Origin of the sequence: Phenylobacterium sp. (assembly GCF_013822795.1) — a bacterium.
In the GTDB taxonomy this organism is placed as follows: Bacteria; Pseudomonadota; Alphaproteobacteria; order Caulobacterales; family Caulobacteraceae; genus Phenylobacterium.
Genome location: NZ_PNLB01000004.1, coordinates 166,915 through 185,039, shown reverse-complemented (window position 1 = coordinate 185,039; position 18,125 = coordinate 166,915). Strand labels below are relative to the sequence as shown.

Sequence of the window (18,125 nt, the reverse complement as noted above, 5' to 3'; positions counted from 1 at the left end):
GTCAGGCCCGCGCCAGCGCCAGGGCCGAGCCCTGCCCGACCCCCACGCACATCGTCGCCAGGGCACGCTCGCCGCCGTTCAGCTTCAGCGTGCGGGCGGCGGTCAGGGCGAGCCGGGCGCCCGAAGCGCCGAGCGGGTGGCCGATAGCGATCGCGCCGCCGTGGGCGTTCACATGGGCCGCATCGTCGGCCAGGCCCCAGGCGCGCGTGCAGGCCAGGGCCTGGGCGGCGAAGGCTTCGTTCAGCTCGACGACGTCGAAGTCGCCGACCTTGATCCCCAGGCGCGCGGTCAGCTTCTCGACCGCCGGGATCGGGCCGACACCCATGATGCGCGGCGCGACGCCGCCGGCCGCCCCGCCCTGGATCCGGGCCAACGGCTCGAGGCCGAGCTTCTCGACCATTTCGGCGCTCGCCAGCAGCAGCGCCGCCGCGCCGTCGTTGACGCCCGAGGCGTTGCCGGCGGTCACCGTGCCGTCCTCGCGGACGATCGGCTTCAGGGCGCGCAACGCCTCCAGGCTGGTGTCCGGGCGCGGATGCTCGTCCTGCGCCACGACGATGTCGCCCTTGCGGTCCTTGATGGTCAGCGGCGCGATCTCACCGTCGAAGAAGCCGGCCGCGCGAGCCGCGCCGACCCGGGCCTGGCTGCGCTGAGCGAAGGCGTCCTGGTCCTCGCGGTTGATCTGATAGTCGGTGGCGACGTTCTCGGCGGTCTCGGGCATGGCGTCGACGCCATAGGCCTTCTTCATCGCCGGGTTCACGAACCGCCAGCCGATGGTGGTGTCGTAGATCTCGGGGCTGCGCGAGAACGCCGTGTCAGGCTTGGCCATGACGAACGGCGAGCGGCTCATGCTCTCCACCCCGCCGGCGACGATCAGGTCGGCGTCGCCCGAGGCGATGGCCCGCGCCCCGGCGATCACCGCATCCAGGCCCGAGGCGCAGAGGCGGTTGACCGTCAGGCCCGGTACGCTTTGCGGCATTCCGGCCAGCAGCAGCGCCATACGCGCGACGTTGCGGTTGTCCTCGCCGGCCTGATTGACGCAGCCGTAGACGACCTCGTCGACCAGCCCCCAGTCCAGTTTCGGATAGGCGGCCATCAGCGCCTTCAGCGGATGGGCGGCCAGATCGTCGGCCCGCACCTTCGACAAGGCGCCGGCGTAACGACCGATCGGAGTACGCAGGCCTCCGCAGAGAAAGACAGTCCGGCCTTGCATCACTTGTCCCCGCCGCCTAGTTCGCTTCGGGCCGCAAACTAGTGACTGGGACTGCGGCGGGCAAACCCTTCATGGGGGTCAGGGGACGGGAATGGACGGCGGCGAAGAACTCGAAATCGGCGGCTGGAAGCACCAGGTCGTGAAGGACGGCGAGTGGGCCGGCTGGACCAAGTACAGCAGCGACCCGTTCGAAGACCACGCTGGCCCCTTCTTCTTCCGCCCCGACGAGACCGGCCAACGGGTCTGCGCCATGCGCGCCGAGCCGCACCACATGAACGGCGGCGGCTTCATGCACGGCGGGGCGATCATGACCTTCGCCGACTACTGCCTGTTCGTCATCGCCCGCGACGACCTGCAGGACAGCCGCAGCGTCACCGCCCAGTTCAACGGCGACTTCGTCGGCGCGGTGCCGGTCGGCGCGCTGGTCGAGTGCCGCGGCGAGGTGGTCAAGGCCGCCCGCAGCATGGTGTTCGTCCGCGGCCTGATCACCACCGGCGGCGAGCCGGTGATGAGCTTCTCAGCGATCATCAAGAAGACCAAGCCCCGGACCTGACTATGAAGAAGCTCGACGCAGCGACCGCCAAGAAGATCGCGCCCTCGGCCCTGATGGTCCTGGTGGCCGGCCCAGTCTTTCTGTTCATGGCCATGGACCTGATCCTGTTCGTGGCCATGAGTTCCACGCGTGGAGCGACCTCGCCGAACCAGGTCGTCGACATCTCGATGGAGATCGTCATCTGCATCATGACCGGCGTGCTCAGCGCCTTCGGGATCCGCAGCATCTGGCGCGTCCTGAAGGACTAAGGGCCATGACCGACCTCGTTTCGCTGACGCCTGCGGACATCGACGAGGTCATGCGCATCGAGCGACTGCCCGGCTACGACGTCTTCATCGGCAGCTTCACTGGCGAGGAACACGCCGCCGAGTTCGCCTCGCCCGACGCCCGCTATCTCGGCTATCGCCGAGGCGCCGGCCTCGCCGGCTTCGTGATTGTCCAGGAGTTCACCGCCGAGGTGGTGCTGCTGCGCCGCATCGCCGTCGACCAAACCGGCGAAGGAACCGGCAGTGCCCTCTTCCGCGCCGCCGTCGACTGGATCTTCGCCAACACCAGGGCCGCGGCGGTGAAGCTGCACGTGCGGCCGGAAAACCACCGCGCCCGCCACATCTATCTGCGCGAAGGCTTCACTCGCCACGGCGACGATCCGGCCAGCGAGCACCTGTCCGTCAGCCGCTCGCTCTGGGGCGGCTAACCAAGCCCCCTACATCGCCGCCTTGGCCGCCGGCCGGCTGCGCATGACGTCGGCCCAGCGGTGCAGGTTCGACAGCTCTTCGGGGATCGGCAGCTTGATCATCCGGGTGAAGTCGATGCCAATGAAGGCGATGATGTCGGCGATGGTCAGCCGCTCGCCGGCCAGCCATTCGCTCTCGCCCAGGCGGCGGTCGAGCACCTTCAGGCCCTTCAAGCCCACCTCCTTGTTGTACTCGCCGACCGGCGGGTTGGGGGCTTCCAGCGCCGCCAGCGCCGGGTGGGTGTGACGCACGCCCAGCATGAACGGATTTGCGACCAGCATCTCGGCGCGCCGGGTCCACATTTCGACCACCGCTGCCTCCTCGGGCGTGCGCCCGAAAAGGTTCGGTTCGGGATAGCGGGCTTCCAGATAGCGGCAGATGGCCAGCGACTCGGTGATCGTCGTCCCGTCGTCGAGCTCCAGCGCCGGGACGTTCGGCAGCCCGGCTTTCGCCAGGTAGTCGGCCTGCTTGTGCTGGCCCTGGATCAGGTTGAGCTGGACGATCTCAATGTCGCCGATGCCCTTCTCGGCCATGAACCAGCGCACGCGGCGCGGGTTGGGAGCCATCGCCGTGTCGTAGAGCTTCATCCCTGATCCTCCCGCGGCTCTGGCGGCCGCCCTATTGTCCGAACAGTTCCCGCGGCATGGCCCCGACCAGCGCCCCGGTCATGCAGGTGGCCAGGAAGCCGGCGATCAGCGCCTTCCAGACCATGCCGATGATCTCGTTGCGTCGCTCGGGCATCAAGACGCCCATGCCGGTCACGGTTATCCCGACTGACCCCACGTTAGCGAAGCCGCAGAGCGCATAGGTCAGGATCATGCGGGTGCGCTCGGACATCTCGCCGGCCGGCACCGCGCCCAGTTGGATGAAGGCGATGAACTCGGTCAGCATCAGCTTCACGCCCAGCAGATAGCCGGCCTTCAGCGCCTCGTCCCAGTGCACGCCCATGGCCCAGGCCAGCGGCGAAAACACCAGGCCCAGGACGCGTTCGATGGTGATCGGCGCGCCGCCGATCGCCGGCAGCACCGACAGCAGCGCGTTGCCGATGGCCACGAAGGCCACGAACACGATCAGGATCGCCGAGATGTTCAGCACCACGGTCAGGCCGTCCATCGTGCCCTTGCTGATCGCGTCGATCGAGCTGTCGTACTTCAGCAGCGAGGAATAGTCGGCGTAGAGCCCGCCCTGCCCCGGCTTCTCCGGGATCATGATCTTGGCCAGCAGGATGCCCGCCGGGGCCGAGATGATCGAGGCCACGAGCACGTGTGCGGCGGCGTTCGGCAGCACGGTCTTCAGGATCGTGGCGTAGGCGACCATGGTCGAGCCGGCGACGGTGGCCAGGCCGACGACCATCATCAGGAACAGCTCCGAACGGGTCAGCTTGTCGAGATAGGCGCGGATCACGATCGGGCTCTCGATCATGCCCAGGAAGATGTTCACCGCCACCGCCAGGGCCGACGCGCCGCCCAGGCCCATGGTCTTCTGGAACAAGAGGCCGAAGCCGCGGGTGATCCATTTCAGGATGCCCCAGTGCCACAGCAACGCCGACAGCGCCGAGATCACCAGGATCAGCGGCAGCACCTGGAAGGCGAAGACGAACAGCGCCCCGGAGTTGGTCACCTCGTAGGGCTGCGCTCCGCCGCCCATGTAGCCGAACACGAACTGGGTGCCGGTGGCGGTCGCCGCCGCCAGGCCGTCGACCCCGCGGTTGATCGTCTCGATCACCGCCTGCGCGCCCGGCAGCCCGAACAGCAGCAGGATCAGCCCGATCTGCACAGCGACCGAGCCCAGCGCCAGCCGCCAGGGAAAGGCCTTCTTGTTCTCCGACAGCGCCCAGCAAACGGCGATCACGAAGCCCAGGCCAGCCAGGCTCTGGGCGTTCTCAGGACGAAACATGCATGGCCCCCGGACTCCGCGTTTCGCGGCGTCCAATCTTCCTCAGGTCCGCGCGGACTCGCGCAGGAATTCCCGCGCAATTGACTACGGCAGGGCAGGGTCATGCAAGCGCACGCAGCGTCGCGCACGAACAGCAGCCCTTGACGAGGTCGAATGGCGCCATATTTAATTGTGCACAATTGAATTGGAGATAATCAAATGACCGCTCTCTACGCCACCCAGGCCCGCGCCGTCGGCGGCCGCGCCGGCCACGTCGAATCGCAGGACGGGCTGCTCAGCCTCGACCTGGCCCTGCCCCGCGAAATGGGCGGCAAGGGCGGCGGGACCAATCCCGAGCAGCTGTTCGCCGCCGGCTACGCCGCCTGCTTCGAGAACGCCGTCCGCTACATCGCCGGCCAACAGAAGATCCTGCTGAAGGGCGCGGCCGTCACCGCCACCGTCGAACTGCATCCCCGCGCCGAGGGCGGTTTCAAGCTCGGCGTGGCGCTCGACGCCGAGACCCAAGGCCTGGACCAGGCCGCCGCCGAAGCGCTGGTCGCCGCCGCCCACCAGGTCTGCCCTTATTCCAACGCCATTCGCGGCAACGTCGATGTTGCGATATCTGTGCGAGCTGAATGACAGCCAAGACCACCAGTAAGACGACAGCGTCGGCCGCCCCTGCGGCCGGCGACCTGCTGCGCCTCGACAACCAGCTCTGCTTTGCGCTCTACGCCGCCAGCGGGCTGGTCACGCGCGCCTACCGCCCGCTGCTTGAGCCGCTGGGCCTGACCTATCCGCAGTACCTGGTGATGATGGCGCTGTGGGAGACGGCTCCGCGCACCGTCAAGGCGCTGGGCCAGGCGCTGGACCTCGACTCCGGCACGCTCACCCCGCTGCTCAAGCGGCTGGAGGCGGCCGGCTTCGTCACCCGACGGCGCGACGCTCAGGACGAGCGCAAGGTCCAGATCGAATTGACCGACGCCGGCCGTGCGCTGCGCGAGAAGGCTGCCGAGATCCCCGCCGCCCTCGCCTGCCAGCTGCACCTGCCGCTGGATGAGATCGTCGACCTGCGCGCCACGCTGCAGGATCTCGCCCGCCGGATGAAGGCCTAGCTCGCGCCCAGCCGCATCAGCACTTCGCGCGGAATGCCGTAGTGATCGATGGCCGGCTTCTGGTTGCGGATGCCGCAGGCCTCGCGCTGGATGAAATAGTACCAGACCGCGGTGGCGGCCTCCTTCAGCAGCGGCGCACGGTCTTCATCGGAACCGTCGTGCGCCTTCAACGCCGCCAGCGCCTGCTCGACCCGCTGGCCGGCGCGCCCGAGCGCATAGCCGCGCTCTTCCTGGATCTCGTAGTCGAGGATGCTCGCGCCGGTCTTGAACAGCGGCGACGTCGATCCCTGCGGCATGCGGAGACTGGACATGCCGCCAATATGAGGCGCGCGGCGCGCACGGCAAGCTCGGACAGGTCCTCCCCACTTGGGGGAGGTGGATCGATGCGCAGCGTCGAGACGGAGGGGGACTGCTCTCAAGCTTATGAGTCAAAGTCCCCCTCAGTCAGCCGTTCGGCTGACAGCTCCCCCAGTGGGGGAGCATCTTTCTCTGACGGCCGCCCTACTTCCCGGTCAGTTCCTTCACCAAGGCGGTCTGACCGTAGACCTTGGTCAGGGCCTCGGTCGCCGCCGAGGTGGCGACCACCACGGTGCGGTTGATCGAACCGTCGTAGCCGAAGGCGCCGCCCAGCGAGTGGATGTTGCCGTCGAAGGCCGCGCCCAGCACTTCGCCCTTGGCGTTGACCACCGGCGAGCCGGAATTGCCGCCGATGATGTCGTTCGTGGTGACGAAGTTGTAGACCGTGGTCGGGTTGACCTTGGCCTGGGCCTCGACCCAGCGCGGCGCCAGCTTGTAGGGCTCGGCCCCGGTCGCCCGGTCATAGAGGCCCGCGAAGTTGGTCATCGAGGGCACGGTCACGCCGCGATAGCTCCAGCCGGCGACCTTGCCGTAGGAGAGCCGCAGGCTGAAGGTCGCATCCGGATAGACCGCGTCGCCATAGGCCGCGAACTTGGCGCGGGCCACCCGCTCGGCAGCCGCGTCGGTCGGGCCCTGGACGTCGGTCTCCCAGGCCTTGCGCACGGCGCGCGCGGCCGGGTCGTTGCGCAGCACCAGCTGGATCATCGGGTCGTCCGAGGCCTTGATCGCCGCCAGGCCGCCGTCCCACAGCGCCTTGCGCGCTGCCGGATCGGCCAGCTTGGAGCCGGCGACCGCGCGCTTGGCCAGGCCCTCGGGGCTCTCCTTGCCCAGCAGGGTCTTCACCGCGGCGTCGTCCGTCGTCAGGTATTCGCGGGTCTTCGACAGCCAGAAGGCCAGGTAGACCTCCTCCAGCTCCGCATCGACCGGCTTGGCGTCCAGCACCTTCTTTTCGACCAGCGGCAGGCGCGTGTCGGCGTACTCGGCCAGCCGCTCGGCGCTCGGCTTCTCGCGCTCCTGCGCGGCGCGGACCAGGGTCTGGGCGTAGTAGTAGAGGTTCGAATAGGCCGCGCCGCCCTCGATCTGGCGATAACGCAGGTAGTTGTTGGCGTAGGCGGCCTGCGCCTTGGCGATGTCGCCCCACGGATCGCCGATCTCGCCGGCGAGCTTCGGGTCAGCGGCGACCTTCGCCTTCAACTCGGCTTCCTGGGCGCGCTTGGCGTCCATGAACGCCTTGTCGTTCAGCGCCGACTGCTGGCCGTAGAACACCTTGAAGCTGTTCTCGATGCCGAACAGCGGGTCGGTGGCGATGCGCTTGTGCTCGGCGCTCTCCTGGCCGAACTGCGCCAGGCGTCCGCGGATCTCCGAGCGCTGCAGCTGGCCGACCGGGATGGTCAGGTCACGCAAGGTCTCCAGCTGCGAGACGGTCATCAGGCGGTTGGTCGAGCCGGGATTGCCGGAGACGAAGGTCGCCTCGCCTTCCTGCGGCGCGCGACTGACCCAGGTCAGGTGGGTCGGCGTCACCGCCGGCTTGCCGTTCTCGTACAGCCGCACGAAGCCGACATCGAGGTTGAAGCGCGGGAAGTTGAAGTTGTCCGGATCGCCGCCGAAGAAGGCCGTCGCGAACTCCGGCGCGAACACCAGCCGCACATCGGCGTACTTGCGATACTTGTAGAGCTTGAACTGGCCGCCGCGGTACAGGCTGATCACCTGGCAGCGGACGTTCGGGTCATCGCCGCAGCCGGCCTTCTCGGCCGCCGCCATCGCCGCCTCGCGGGCGCGGACGTAGTCCTGGCCGGTCTTGCCGGCGCCGGCCGCCTGGATGTCCTTGGTCACGTCGGTGATCGAGGCCAGGATCTCGGCCTGCATCCCCGGGCACTTTTTCTCGTCCTCGCGCGCGGCGGTCAGGAAGCCGTCCTGCACATAGTCCTTGTCGCCCGACGACAGGTCCTGGACGCACTCGACCACGCAGTGGTGGTTGGTCAGCACCAGGCCCGAACCCGAGACCAGCGAGGCCGAGCAGCCGGTGGTCAGACGCACCGAAGAAGCCTGCATCCGGTCCAGCCACTTCTGGTCCAACTTCAGCCCATAGGCCTGGTTCACCTTGGCCAGCGGGAAGTTGTCGTAGGTCCACATGCCTTCGTCGGCCAGGGCCGGCGCGGCGGAAATCGAGAACGCGGCGGCCAGTCCGAGGCCCGCGCCGAACTTCACTGAATTCATCGTCACCAACTTGAAAGACGGCCGCCACTGAGCGCCGCAAAGATGTAACTCCGTAACACCTGCATTTCGGCGGTGCCAGCCGCCACGGCCGCGCCTTACCTCGATTTAACTAGGCGAGAACGGCGGTCGGCCGCACATGCTGAGCGCGAGGAGTGCCCCATGTCATTGGCTCTAGCGACCCTGATCTACGAGTGGCGCCGCTATTTGGCGGCGGTGATCGCGCTCGCCTTTTCAGGCCTGCTGATCCTGGCCCAGGTCGGCATGTTCACCGGCATGATCCAGGCCGCCACGGCCACGATCAACCGCTCGCGCGCGGACTTGATGATCATGCCGGCCAAATCGGAAAGCCTTATCAACTCGGGCCCTTCCAGCCTGCCGCGGCGCATCGGCCCGCAGCTCTACCTGAACCCCAACGTCGCCGAGGTCGCCAGTTTCGACGGCGGCGGCGGCCGCTGGACCAACCAGCCCAAGGACGGCCAGAAACAGGTCACCACCTTCGTGCAGGTCAATATGGTCGACACCGAGCCAGGCGCCCTGACCTTGCCAGTCGACTACCCGGAAAGCGTGCGCATCGCGCTGATGGAGCCGAACGCCGTCGCCATCGACCGCTCGGCGCTCGGACGTCTCGGCGTCAAGCTCGGTGACACCGCCACGGTCAACGGCAAGACCGTCCGGGTCCGCGCCCTGCTCGACAACTATCCCGACATCAACCAGCCCTCGATCGTCGTCTCGCGCGACACCCTTCGCCGGCTCGGCATGATGGAGAAGGGCGAGAAGACCGGCCCGCTGATGGTCCGCGTCAACAATCCCGCCCAGGCCGCCGCCGTCCGCGACCAGCTCAACGCCGACGCCAAGGGCGCCTATCGCGCCTGGACCCGCGCCGAGCTCGCCCAGGCCAACGAGAGCGCGCTGATGAAGGAGCAGATCATCGGCATCTTCCTCGGCTTCTCGGTGTTCCTCGGCTTCCTGATCGGGGTCGGCATCACCTCCCAGACCCTGCGCGGCGCCATCCTCGCCAACATCAAGGAGTTCGCCTCCCTGCGCGCGCTGGGCGTCTCGATGGGCTCGCTGCGGCTGATCGTGCTGGAGCTGTCGTTCTGGGTCGGGGTCGTGGGCCTGGGCGCCACCGCCCTCTTCACCTTCCTCGTCTCGCTGCTGGCCCGCAGCGGCGGCCTGCCGATGGGCTTCCCGCTCGGCTGGGTGGTCGCCGTCGGCGTGCTGCTGATGGCGATCTCGCTGGCCTCCGGCCTGATGGCCCTCGGCATCCTCAAGAAGAGCCAACCTGCGGACCTGCTGCGATGATATCCACGAACGCCGTCGCCCTCGAGGGCAGGGGCCTCACCAAGCGCTTCAAGACCGGCCGCACCCATGTCGAAGTCCTGAAGTCCGTCGACTTCGATTGCCGCCACGGCGAGATGACCATGGTCATGGGTCCGTCCGGCTCGGGCAAGTCGACCCTGATCGCCAGCCTTTCTGGCCTGCTGCGGCCCGACACCGGGTCGGTCACCGCGCTGGGCGAAGATCTCTGGAGCCTGCGGCCGGGCAGGATCGACAAGTTCCGTCTCGACCACTGCGGCTTCATCTTCCAGGGCTTCAACCTGTTCGGCGCGCTCAGCGCCCTGCAGCAGGTCACCACGATCCTCAAGTACAAGGGCTACTCGCCCTCCGAGGCCAAGGACCGCGCAGCCCTCGCCCTGAGCGAAGTCGGCCTTGGCCACCGCCTCGACCAGCGCCCGGCCGAGCTGTCGGGCGGCGAGAAGCAGCGCGTCGCCATCGCCCGCGCCCTGGCCAAGGATCCGCGCCTGCTGTTCGCCGACGAACCGACCAGCGCCCTCGACGGCGAGAACGGCCAGATCGTCATCAAGCTGCTGCAGCGCGCGGCCAAGGAGCACGGCGCGGCGGTCATCTGCGTGACCCACGACCCGCGGCTCGAGGCCTATGCCGACCGCATCATCCACATCGAAGACGGACGCATTCTGGACGATCGCCGCACCGGTGCGTCCCAGCCTGCCGCCCCCGTCAGCCATACCGAGCTCGTTGGAGCCTAAGAGACCATGCTCGCCTTCGTGAAATCCAACCGCATCAAGATCGCGGTCGTCGCCGCCCTCGTCGTTCTGGGCGGCGGCGCCTTCATGGCGTCAAGCCAGGCCAAGGCCAAGAAGGAGGCCGAGGTCAAGGCCGCCGCGGCCGCCGCGCCCAAGAGCCCCTTCGTCGCCGTCGCCAACGGCAAGGCCGACGTCGAGGGCGGCATGATCCAGGTCGCCGCCCGCCGAGCCGGCATCGTGCGCGAGGTCTATGTCCAGGAAGGCGACCAGGTCGTGAAGGGTCAGATCCTCGCCCGCCAGGAAGACGACGAGCCCAAGCTCTCGGCCGCCCGCGCCGCCGCCGCCGTCGAACAGGCCAAGGCCCAGATGGCCCAGTACCAGGTCCAGCTCTCCACCGCCGAGCGCGAGCACAAGCGGCTGCAGGGCCTGGTCTCGACCAACTTCGTCGCCGCCCAGAAGGTCGACCAGGCCGTCGACAAGATCCGCGAGGCGGAGGCCAACATCCAGGCCCAGCGCGCGGCCATCGCCACCGCCCAGGCGGCGCTGGAGGAGGCCCGCTACAACCTCGAACTGACCATCATCCGCGCCCCGACCGACGGCCGCATCGCCCGCCGCTACGCCAATCCGGGCGCCGGCGCCTCGACGCTGAACGTCTCCAACATGTTCGACCTGGAGCCGGAGGCCCCGCGCATCGTCCGCGCCGAGATCGCCGAAAGCGCCCTGCCCCACGTCGCCATCGGCCAGACGGTCCAGATCGCGCCGGAGTCGGAGCCGACCAAGATCTACAACGGCAAGGTCCTGCGCCGCGCGGCCGTGTTCGGCGCCCGCAAGCTGCAATCCGACGATCCCAGCGAGCGCGCCGACGACCGCGTCGTCGAGGTGGTGGTCAGCGCCGACAGCGCCCCGTTCCTGATCGGCCAGCGGGTGCTGGTGAAGTTCATGCGTGACGGCGCAACGGCGCTGGCGGCGCGCTGACCGATCGCCGCCCAGCAGCCTGCGGCGGGCGCCGCAGCGCCACGGTTGAGGGATGCACCCGATTGGCGCGCCCGCCCCTTTGACCTTCCATGATCGCCGCCGGGGCGCGCCGTAGCCTCGTCGGCGACGCCGCCCCGGCCGACAAGGAGTTGGTCCATGGGCACGACAGCCACCCCCTCGCCCCCGCCGAGCGACACCGACGTCTTCGCCGGGATGGACGCCGTCGAAATCAAGGTCACGATCCGTCCGGACCAGGAGCTTCGCGCCGAACGCGAGATGCGGGTCAACGAGGACACGGCCGACGTCCGCGTCATCTACTTCTACGACACCCCGAACCTCGATCTGTTGAACGCCGGGATCGCGGTCCGCTCACGCCTGGTCAAGGGCGACGACGACGACTCCACCGTCAAGTTTCGGCCGGTCGACCAGGCGAGCATCTCGGCGGTCTGGAAGGGCCTGGAGGGCTTCAAGCTGGAGGCCGATTGCGTCGGGGAGCGCGTGGTCCGCTCAGCCTCCCTCACCTGCATCCAGAAGCACGACGAGATCAACGAGGTCGCCGACGGCAAGCGGACGATCGACAAGCTCTTCTCCCAGGATCAGGAGCGTTTCCTGGCCGAGTTCTCCAAGCATCCCGTCGACTTCGGAAAACTCAGCGTGATGGGCCCGATCCGTGTGCTGCGCTGGAAGCTCGAGCACAAGGGCTTCCCCTATCGGCTGACCGTCGAGGAATGGCGGCTGCCCAATGGCGACGATCTCGTCGAGGTTTCGATCAAGAGCCCTCCGGCCGAGGCGCTCGAAGCCCAGAAGGCGTTCGAGGCTCACCTGACCAAGCTCGGCCTCGACCCGCAGGGCGCCCAGGAAACCAAGACCCGCACGGCGCTGGAGTACTTCGCCAAGGCCATCAAGGACGCCGCGGCCTAGCCTGAGGCGCCAGCGAGGAGTGCCCGATGCCCCCGATCATCCCTCGATGGGAGTGGCGCGCGTTCGCAAGCGATTTCGGAGCCGTCGGAGACCGCTTCGCCGAACGGCCGCAGACCGGCGTGCAGGACAGCGACGAAATCTACTTCGTGGGCGGCGCCGGCGCGATCGTGAAGGTGCGCGACGCGCTGATGGACATCAAAGTCCTGCGCGAGGTGGACGCCTTCGGGCTCGAGCGCTGGGAGCCGGTGCTCAAGCACCCCTTCCCGCTTCCGGCCGCGGAAGTGACGCGGGTGTACGCCGCGCTCGGGCTGGATCCGCCGCAGCTGGCCCGCGAGGCCTACACCCTGGCCCAGATCATCGAGGAACTCGTCGCGCCGTCCGGGGTGCTCACGCCGGTCAAGGTTCGCAAGCATCGCGTCCGCTACACCGTCGACGGCTGCACCGCCGAGCTGTCGGATGTCCTCGCCGCCGGCATCCCCTGCCGCACGATCGCAATCGAGGACGAAGACCCGGCCGCGGTCGTCCGGGCCGTCACCTCGGCTGGCCTCGGCGGCTATCTGAACACAAACTATCCCCGCGGCCTGCAGCGCCTGCTCGACGAGGCGCCGGAGCGCTACGGGGTGATCGACGTCGGCACCAACTCGGTGAAGCTGCACGTCGCCGAGCGCGCCGGCGACGGCTGGCGCGCCGTGCTCGACCGCGCCGAACTGACCCGGCTCGGCGAAGGCCTTGAGGCGAGCGGCGAGATCTCGCCCCAGGCCGCCGCGCGCACCGCCGACGCGATCTGCGAGATGGTCGGCGAGGCCCGCCGCACCGGCGCGAATGTGATCCTCGCCGTCGGCACCGCCGGCATGCGGCTCGCCCGCAACAGCACGGCGGTCGTCGAGGTGGTCCGCGCGCGAACCGGCGTCACGATCGAGGTGATTTCCGGCGAGGACGAGAGCCGGCTGGCCTATCGAGCGGTGGAAGCGGGCTTGGCTGCGGCCGGCGGCTCGCTGGTGGTGTTCGACACCGGCGGCGGCAGCAGCCAGTTCACCTTCGGCCAGGACCGCCAGGTGCTCGAACGGTTCAGCGTCAATGTCGGAGCCGCCAGCTACACTGAGCGGTTCGGGCTCGGCGGCGTCGTCGCCTCCGACGTGCTGAACGAGGCGCGGGCGGCCATCTCGGCCGACCTCTCCAGCCTCGACGGACGTCCGCGGCCGGACGCCCTGGTCGCGATGGGCGGTGCGGTCACCAACCTGGCGGCGGTCAAGTTCGCGCTGAGCGTCTACGACCCCGACATCGTGCAGGGCGCCGTCTTGGACACCGCCGAAATCGACCGCCAGATCGAGCTCTACCAGTCCTGCGACACGGCCACGCGACGATCAATCGTCGGCCTGCAGCCCAATCGCGCCGAGGTCATCCTGGCCGGAGCGTGCATCGTCAGGACGGTGATGGACAAGCTCGGCGCCGCCTCGCTGACCGTCAGCGACCGCGGGCTGCGGCACGGCGTCATCGTCGATCGCTTCGGCGCCTAAGCCTCGCCCGCCCGCAGGTCGCCTCCCCGACGCGGGAGGAATGCTTGACGTCACCTCTCCCGCACCGCACAAACCGCGGCGAAATTTCAAACCCCTGTTTGATGGGAGACTTCTCATGGCGGACATCCGCTTCGACGGCAAAGTCGCGATCGTCACCGGCGCGGGCGGCGGCCTGGGCCGTCAGCACGCCCTTGAGCTGGCCCGTCGCGGCGCCAAGGTCGTCGTCAACGATCTGGGCGGTTCGGTCGACGGTTCGGGCGGCTCCTCGGCCGCGGCCGACGCCGTGGTCGCCGAGATCAAGGCCTTCGGCGGCGAAGCCATCTCCAACGGCTCGTCGGTCACCGACGACGCCGGCGTCGCCCTGATGGTCAAGCAGGCCATGGACACCTGGGGCCGCATCGACATCCTGATCGCCAACGCCGGGATCCTGCGCGACAAGTCCTTCTCCAAGATGGAACTGTCGGACTTCGAGCTGGTCGTGAACGTCCACCTCATGGGCACCGTGAAGCCCGTGAAGGCCGTCTGGGAAATCATGCGCGAGCAGAACTACGGCCGCATCGTCGTGACGACCTCGTCGTCGGGCATGTACGGCAACTTCGGCCAGTCGAACTACGGCGCGGCCAAGCTTGGCATCATCGGCTTCATGAACACCATCAAGCTCGAAGGCCAGAAGAACAACATCCACATCAACGCCATCAGCCCGGTCGCCGCCACCCGCATGACCGAGAACCTGATGCCGGCCCCGGTGCTGGAAAAGCTGAAGCCTGAGTACGTGACCCCCGGCGTCGTCTACCTGGCCTCGGAAGAAGCCCCCACCGGCGCGATCCTGACCGCCGGCGCCGGCGCCTTCGCCCTGTCGCGCATCTACGAAACCGAGGGCGTGTACCTCGGTGAAGGCGGCCTGTCGGTCGAGGAAGTCCGCGACAACTGGTCCAAGATCGCTGACCCGGAAGGCCAACAGGCCTACGTCAACGGCGGCGAGCAGAGCGGCAAGTTCTTCCGCAAGCTGCAAGGCGGCTAAGCCTCCGCACCTGACGGACGCGAATGCGCGGGCGGTCGTTCCTTTACAGGAGCGGCCGCCCGCTTTCGTTTCAGGCGCCCGCCGCCTCGATATCGGCGATCAGCCCCGGCCCCACGGGCGTCCAGCCCAGCTTCTCGCGGGTCAGGGCGCTGGAAGCCGGCACGTCATGCGTCGCGAACATCGCCATCCAGCCGAAGTGCGCAGGCGCCTCCTCCGGGGTGATCGACCGGGCAGGAACCCCGACGCGCCGTCCGACCGCCTCGGCGATGGCGCGCATTGCGATGCCTTCCTCAGCGATCGCGTGATAGCGGGCGCCTCGCTCACCCCGCTCCAGCGCCAGCCGGTAGAGCCGCGCCACGTCGCCCACATGAGCGGCGGTCCAGCGGTTGGCGCCTTCGCCGACAAAGGCCGAGACGCCCTTCGCCCGCGCCAGGTCGATCGCATAGGTGATCAGGCCGTGCTTCTGGGTGTCGTGCACCTGCGGCAGCCGCACCACGCTGGCGTTGACGCCCTGCGCCGCCGCCGCTTGCGCCGCTTCCTCCGACGCCGCCCGCGGCAGCAGCGCCGAGTTCGCCGGCGGGTCGTCCTCGGTCGCCGTCCGCCCGGGACCGGCCGTGCTCATGCCCGTCCCCGAAGTCACCACCAGCGGCCGGTCGGAACCCGACAAGGCGGCGGCCAACGCCGCGACCACCCGGCGGTCGTCCTCGCAATTGGCCTGGTAGGTCGAGAAGTCGTGGTTGAAGGCCAGGTGGATCACCCCGTCCGCCTTCGCGGCGCCCGCCTCCAGGCTGGCCAGGTCCTCCAGCGATCCCGGATGCGCCTGGGCGCCCAGCGCCGCCAGCGCCTCGGCCCCGGCCGTCGAGCGCGCCAGCCCTACCACCTGGTGGCCGGCGCCGACCAACTCGGCCGTCACCGCCGTCCCGACGAAACCCGTCGCCCCTGTTACGAATACGCGCATCGCCCGATCTCCTTGGCTGTCTCGATCGCTAAGGTGCGCGCCCCTCTACATCCTGGTAAAGTAGTGCCGTTATCAGGGTATAATGGGTACCAGCATGAGCCTCGCCTTCGCCGACGACAACCGGCTCGGGACCTACCTCAAGGACCGCCGCGACAAGCTCGACCCGGTGGCGTTGGGCTTTGCTACCGGCCGGCGGCGCACCCCGGGCCTGCGCCGCGAGGAAGTCGCCCAGCGCGCCAACATCAGCCCCACCTGGTACACCTGGCTCGAACAGGGCCGCGGCGGCGCACCGTCGGCCGACGTGCTCGACCGCATCTCGCGCGCGCTGATGCTGACCGAGGCCGAACGCGAGCACCTGTTCCTGCTCGGTCTCGGCCGCCCGCCCGAGGCCCGCTACCGCCGCAGCGACGGCGCCTCGCCGCGCTTGCAGCGGGTGCTGGACGCGCTGCTGCCCTGCCCGGCCCTGATCCGCACCGCCACCTGGGACGTCGTCGCCTGGAACCGCGCGGCCAGCGTGCTGCTGACCGACTACGACGCCGCCCCGCCGGAGGAGCGCAATGCGTTGCGGATGATGTTCCTCGATCCTCAGGCCCGAGCCCGCCACTACGACTGGGACGCCATCGCCCGCTTCGTGGTCAGCGCGTTCCGGGTCGACGCCGCCCGGGCCGGCGCGGCCGCCGAGGTCGCCCCTCTGGTCGAGGAGCTCTGCCGCCGCAGTCCGGAATTCGCCGCCATGTGGCGCGAGAACGAGGTCCTGCCCCACGTCGAAGCGGTCAAGCGCATGCGCCACCCGCAGCTCGGGACCATCGCCTTCGAGCACTCGGTCTTCGCCGTCGACGGGCGGCTGGACCTCAGCATGCTGGTCTACAATCCGGCCAGCGCCGCCGACGCCGAGAAGATCGCCGCCTTGCTGAGCACGACCGCGAGCAAGAACTGATGGCTCGCGCTCAGCGTGCAACCGCCTGAGACCTCAGCGACGCACCGCCGACGCTCTCTTTCGCATTTCAACGAATTCACTTGCCGCAACCTAGGTGATCGCGCGTAACCTAAGGGAATGAGCTGGCCCGTCAGAGGCTCGCCCACCCTAGGGAGAATCGAACCTTGACCCAGGCCTCGCCGGGCCCGCGCGCCAGCTCGCTGCCGCTGTCCACCATCTTCGCCTTCGCGGCCACCAGTCTGCCGATCCAGGCGGTGATCATCGCGGTGGCGGTCTACCTGCCCCGCCATTACGCCAGTCACCTGGGCGTCAGTCTCGCCGCCGTCGGCGGCGCCTTCTTCATCGTCCGCATGATCGACATTCCGGTCGACGGCCTGCTGGGCTGGGTGATGGACAAGACGCGGACCAAGTGGGGCCGATACCGGCTCTGGACCGTGGTTGGCGCGCCGTTCCTGATGGCCTCAATGTACTGGCTGTTCATGCCGGGCGAAGGGGTCGGGATCGGCTATCTGATCTTCTGGCTGCTGGTCATGTACCTGGGGACCTCGATCCTCAGCCTGTCGCACGCCGCCTGGGCCGCCACCCTGGCGCCCACCTATCACGACCGCTCGCGCGTCTTCGGGATCATGACCGCGGTCGGGGTGCTCGGCGCGGCCGCCATCCTCGCCATCCCGATCATCGCCGAACAGCGCGGCCTGCCCGATTCCGGCAACGTCGCGACCATGGGCTGGTTCATCCTCGCCCTGACCCCGATCGCCGTCGGCCTGGTGGTCTGGCGCACGCCCGAGCGCATCGCGCCCGAGGTGCCCGGCCAACAGTTCAAGCTGCGCGACTACTGGTCCCTGGTCTCGCGTCCCAGCATGGCCCGCATCCTCGCCGCCGACCTCTGCCTGGCGCTCGGCCCGGGCTGGATGAGCGCCCTCTACCTGTTCTTCTTCACCGACAGCCGCGGCTTCACCACCGGCCAGGCCTCGATCCTGCTGGCCGTCTACATCCTGGCCGGCTTCGCCGGCGCGCCGATGATGGGCCGCCTGGCCATGATGATCAGCAAGCACCGCGCGGTGATGGTCGCCACCACCGGCTACTCCCTGATCCTCATCTCGCTGATGGCGATCCCCAAGGGGAACATGCTGGTCGCGATCTTCCCGATGTTCGGGGCCGGCTTCCTGGCCGCGGGCTTCAACGTCCTGACCCGCGCCATGACCGCCGACATCGCCGACGAAGTGCGCCTCGAACAGGGCCGCGAACGCTCGGGCCTGCTCTACGCCATCACCACCATGACCTCGAAGATCGCCGGCGCATTCTCGATCGGCCTGACCTTCCTGGTGCTTGAGGCTGTCGGCTACGTGGCCAAGGAGGGGGTGGTGAATACGCCGCAGGCCATCCACAACCTCGAGCTCGCCTACATGATCGGGCCGGTGGTCTTCGTCATGCTGGGCGGCGCCTGCATGATCGGCTACGGCCTTGACGCCAAGCGCCACGGCGAGATCCGCCGCCAGCTCGACGAGCGCGACGCCCTCTACACCGAGACCGTCGTCGTCGAGACCCTCACCACCGAAAACATGACCCTCGAAACGGTGACCATCGAAACGACCATTGCGGTTCCGCCTTCGGCGGGCCGATAATCAGACTGCCCCGGCCCGGCTTTGTCCGGGCCGGTTTCATTTTGACCCTGCCCCTGTTCATTTTTCTG

At 68.5% G+C, this 18,125-nt stretch carries 19 protein-coding genes; 13 read left to right on the top strand and 6 right to left on the bottom strand.

Going from position 1 to position 18,125, the window contains the following annotated elements:
* Nucleotide 1 precedes the first annotated feature (1 nt).
* A complete protein-coding gene (gene pcaF / locus C0481_RS05320; protein WP_293401400.1) occupies nucleotides 2-1,210 on the bottom strand; it encodes a 3-oxoadipyl-CoA thiolase in 1,209 nt (402 codons plus the stop codon).
* Between the two features lie 91 nt (nucleotides 1,211-1,301).
* Between pcaF and C0481_RS05315 the strand changes: the two genes are divergently transcribed.
* Genes C0481_RS05315 through C0481_RS05305 form a run of 3 tightly spaced genes read left to right on the top strand, consistent with a single transcriptional unit; the run spans nucleotide 1,302 to nucleotide 2,457 of the window.
* A complete protein-coding gene (locus C0481_RS05315) occupies nucleotides 1,302-1,763 on the top strand; it encodes a PaaI family thioesterase (protein ID WP_293401398.1) in 462 nt (153 codons plus the stop codon).
* 2 nt (nucleotides 1,764-1,765) lie between these two features.
* Nucleotides 1,766-2,011, top strand: coding sequence for a hypothetical protein (locus C0481_RS05310; protein WP_293401396.1), 246 nt, complete (start codon nucleotides 1,766-1,768; stop codon nucleotides 2,009-2,011).
* A 5-nt stretch (nucleotides 2,012-2,016) separates the two neighbouring features.
* Nucleotides 2,017-2,457 carry a GNAT family N-acetyltransferase gene (locus C0481_RS05305; protein ID WP_293401394.1) on the top strand — a complete coding sequence of 147 codons (441 nt, stop codon included), beginning with the start codon at nucleotides 2,017-2,019 and terminating at the stop codon, nucleotides 2,455-2,457.
* Nucleotides 2,458-2,466: 9 nt separating this feature from the next.
* Here C0481_RS05305 and C0481_RS05300 read toward each other — a convergent pair whose 3' ends face one another.
* A complete protein-coding gene (locus tag C0481_RS05300) occupies nucleotides 2,467-3,084 on the bottom strand; it encodes a glutathione S-transferase (protein WP_293401392.1) in 618 nt (205 codons plus the stop codon).
* A 31-nt stretch (nucleotides 3,085-3,115) separates the two neighbouring features.
* On the bottom strand, nucleotides 3,116-4,393 hold the full coding sequence (locus C0481_RS05295; protein WP_293401390.1) for a nucleoside transporter C-terminal domain-containing protein: 1,278 nt from the start codon (nucleotides 4,391-4,393) through the stop codon (nucleotides 3,116-3,118).
* Between the two features lie 198 nt (nucleotides 4,394-4,591).
* On the opposite strand from C0481_RS05295, the gene C0481_RS05290 reads away from it, so the two are divergent.
* Both C0481_RS05290 and C0481_RS05285 read left to right on the top strand, forming a co-directional pair.
* Nucleotides 4,592-5,011: an organic hydroperoxide resistance protein gene (locus C0481_RS05290; protein WP_293401388.1), complete on the top strand. Its 420-nt coding sequence runs from the start codon at nucleotides 4,592-4,594 to the stop codon at nucleotides 5,009-5,011.
* Entirely contained in the window at nucleotides 5,008-5,484 is a 477-nt protein-coding gene (locus C0481_RS05285; protein WP_293401386.1) for a MarR family transcriptional regulator, read from the top strand. The genes C0481_RS05290 and C0481_RS05285 overlap by 4 nt, the downstream gene beginning before the upstream one ends.
* Here the strand turns inward: C0481_RS05285 and C0481_RS05280 are convergent.
* Nucleotides 5,481-5,795, bottom strand: a complete 315-nt coding sequence (locus C0481_RS05280; protein WP_293401384.1) for a DUF6665 family protein — start codon at nucleotides 5,793-5,795, stop codon at nucleotides 5,481-5,483. The two genes, C0481_RS05285 and C0481_RS05280, sit on opposite strands and share 4 nt — an antisense overlap.
* A 190-nt stretch (nucleotides 5,796-5,985) precedes the next feature.
* On the bottom strand, nucleotides 5,986-8,058 hold the full coding sequence (locus C0481_RS05275) for a S46 family peptidase (RefSeq protein ID WP_293401382.1): 2,073 nt from the start codon (nucleotides 8,056-8,058) through the stop codon (nucleotides 5,986-5,988).
* A 159-nt stretch (nucleotides 8,059-8,217) separates the two neighbouring features.
* Between C0481_RS05275 and C0481_RS05270 the strand changes: the two genes are divergently transcribed.
* The 6 genes from C0481_RS05270 to C0481_RS05245 all read left to right on the top strand — a co-directional run bounded on the left by C0481_RS05270 (nucleotide 8,218) and on the right by C0481_RS05245 (nucleotide 14,537).
* Nucleotides 8,218-9,360: an ABC transporter permease gene (locus C0481_RS05270; protein WP_293401380.1), complete on the top strand. Its 1,143-nt coding sequence runs from the start codon at nucleotides 8,218-8,220 to the stop codon at nucleotides 9,358-9,360.
* On the top strand, nucleotides 9,357-10,106 hold the full coding sequence (locus tag C0481_RS05265) for an ABC transporter ATP-binding protein (protein ID WP_293401378.1): 750 nt from the start codon (nucleotides 9,357-9,359) through the stop codon (nucleotides 10,104-10,106). The genes C0481_RS05270 and C0481_RS05265 overlap by 4 nt, the downstream gene beginning before the upstream one ends.
* Before the next feature lie 6 nt (nucleotides 10,107-10,112).
* Nucleotides 10,113-11,078, top strand: a complete 966-nt coding sequence (locus C0481_RS05260) for an HlyD family efflux transporter periplasmic adaptor subunit (protein ID WP_293401376.1) — start codon at nucleotides 10,113-10,115, stop codon at nucleotides 11,076-11,078.
* 156 nt (nucleotides 11,079-11,234) lie between these two features.
* The gene (locus tag C0481_RS05255; protein ID WP_293401374.1) at nucleotides 11,235-11,999 is read left to right on the top strand and encodes a hypothetical protein; all 765 of its coding nucleotides are present in this window, start codon (nucleotides 11,235-11,237) and stop codon (nucleotides 11,997-11,999) included.
* 26 nt (nucleotides 12,000-12,025) lie between these two features.
* The gene (locus C0481_RS05250) at nucleotides 12,026-13,516 is read left to right on the top strand and encodes a hypothetical protein (protein WP_293401372.1); all 1,491 of its coding nucleotides are present in this window, start codon (nucleotides 12,026-12,028) and stop codon (nucleotides 13,514-13,516) included.
* Nucleotides 13,517-13,631: 115 nt separating this feature from the next.
* Nucleotides 13,632-14,537: an SDR family NAD(P)-dependent oxidoreductase gene (locus C0481_RS05245; protein ID WP_293401370.1), complete on the top strand. Its 906-nt coding sequence runs from the start codon at nucleotides 13,632-13,634 to the stop codon at nucleotides 14,535-14,537.
* Between the two features lie 70 nt (nucleotides 14,538-14,607).
* On the opposite strand, the gene C0481_RS05240 is transcribed toward C0481_RS05245, so the two are convergent.
* Nucleotides 14,608-15,495 (bottom strand): SDR family oxidoreductase, encoded by an 888-nt coding sequence (locus C0481_RS05240; protein WP_293401368.1) that lies wholly within the window; start codon nucleotides 15,493-15,495, stop codon nucleotides 14,608-14,610.
* A 94-nt stretch (nucleotides 15,496-15,589) separates the two neighbouring features.
* Here C0481_RS05240 and C0481_RS05235 point away from each other — a divergent pair, with 94 nt between their 5' ends.
* Together C0481_RS05235 and C0481_RS05230 are read left to right on the top strand one after the other, a co-directional pair.
* On the top strand, nucleotides 15,590-16,432 hold the full coding sequence (locus C0481_RS05235; RefSeq protein WP_293401366.1) for a helix-turn-helix transcriptional regulator: 843 nt from the start codon (nucleotides 15,590-15,592) through the stop codon (nucleotides 16,430-16,432).
* 164 nt (nucleotides 16,433-16,596) lie between these two features.
* Complete coding sequence (locus C0481_RS05230) at nucleotides 16,597-18,057, top strand: MFS transporter (RefSeq protein WP_293401364.1); 1,461 nt, start codon at nucleotides 16,597-16,599, stop codon at nucleotides 18,055-18,057.
* The last annotated feature ends 68 nt before the right edge of the window (nucleotides 18,058-18,125 follow it).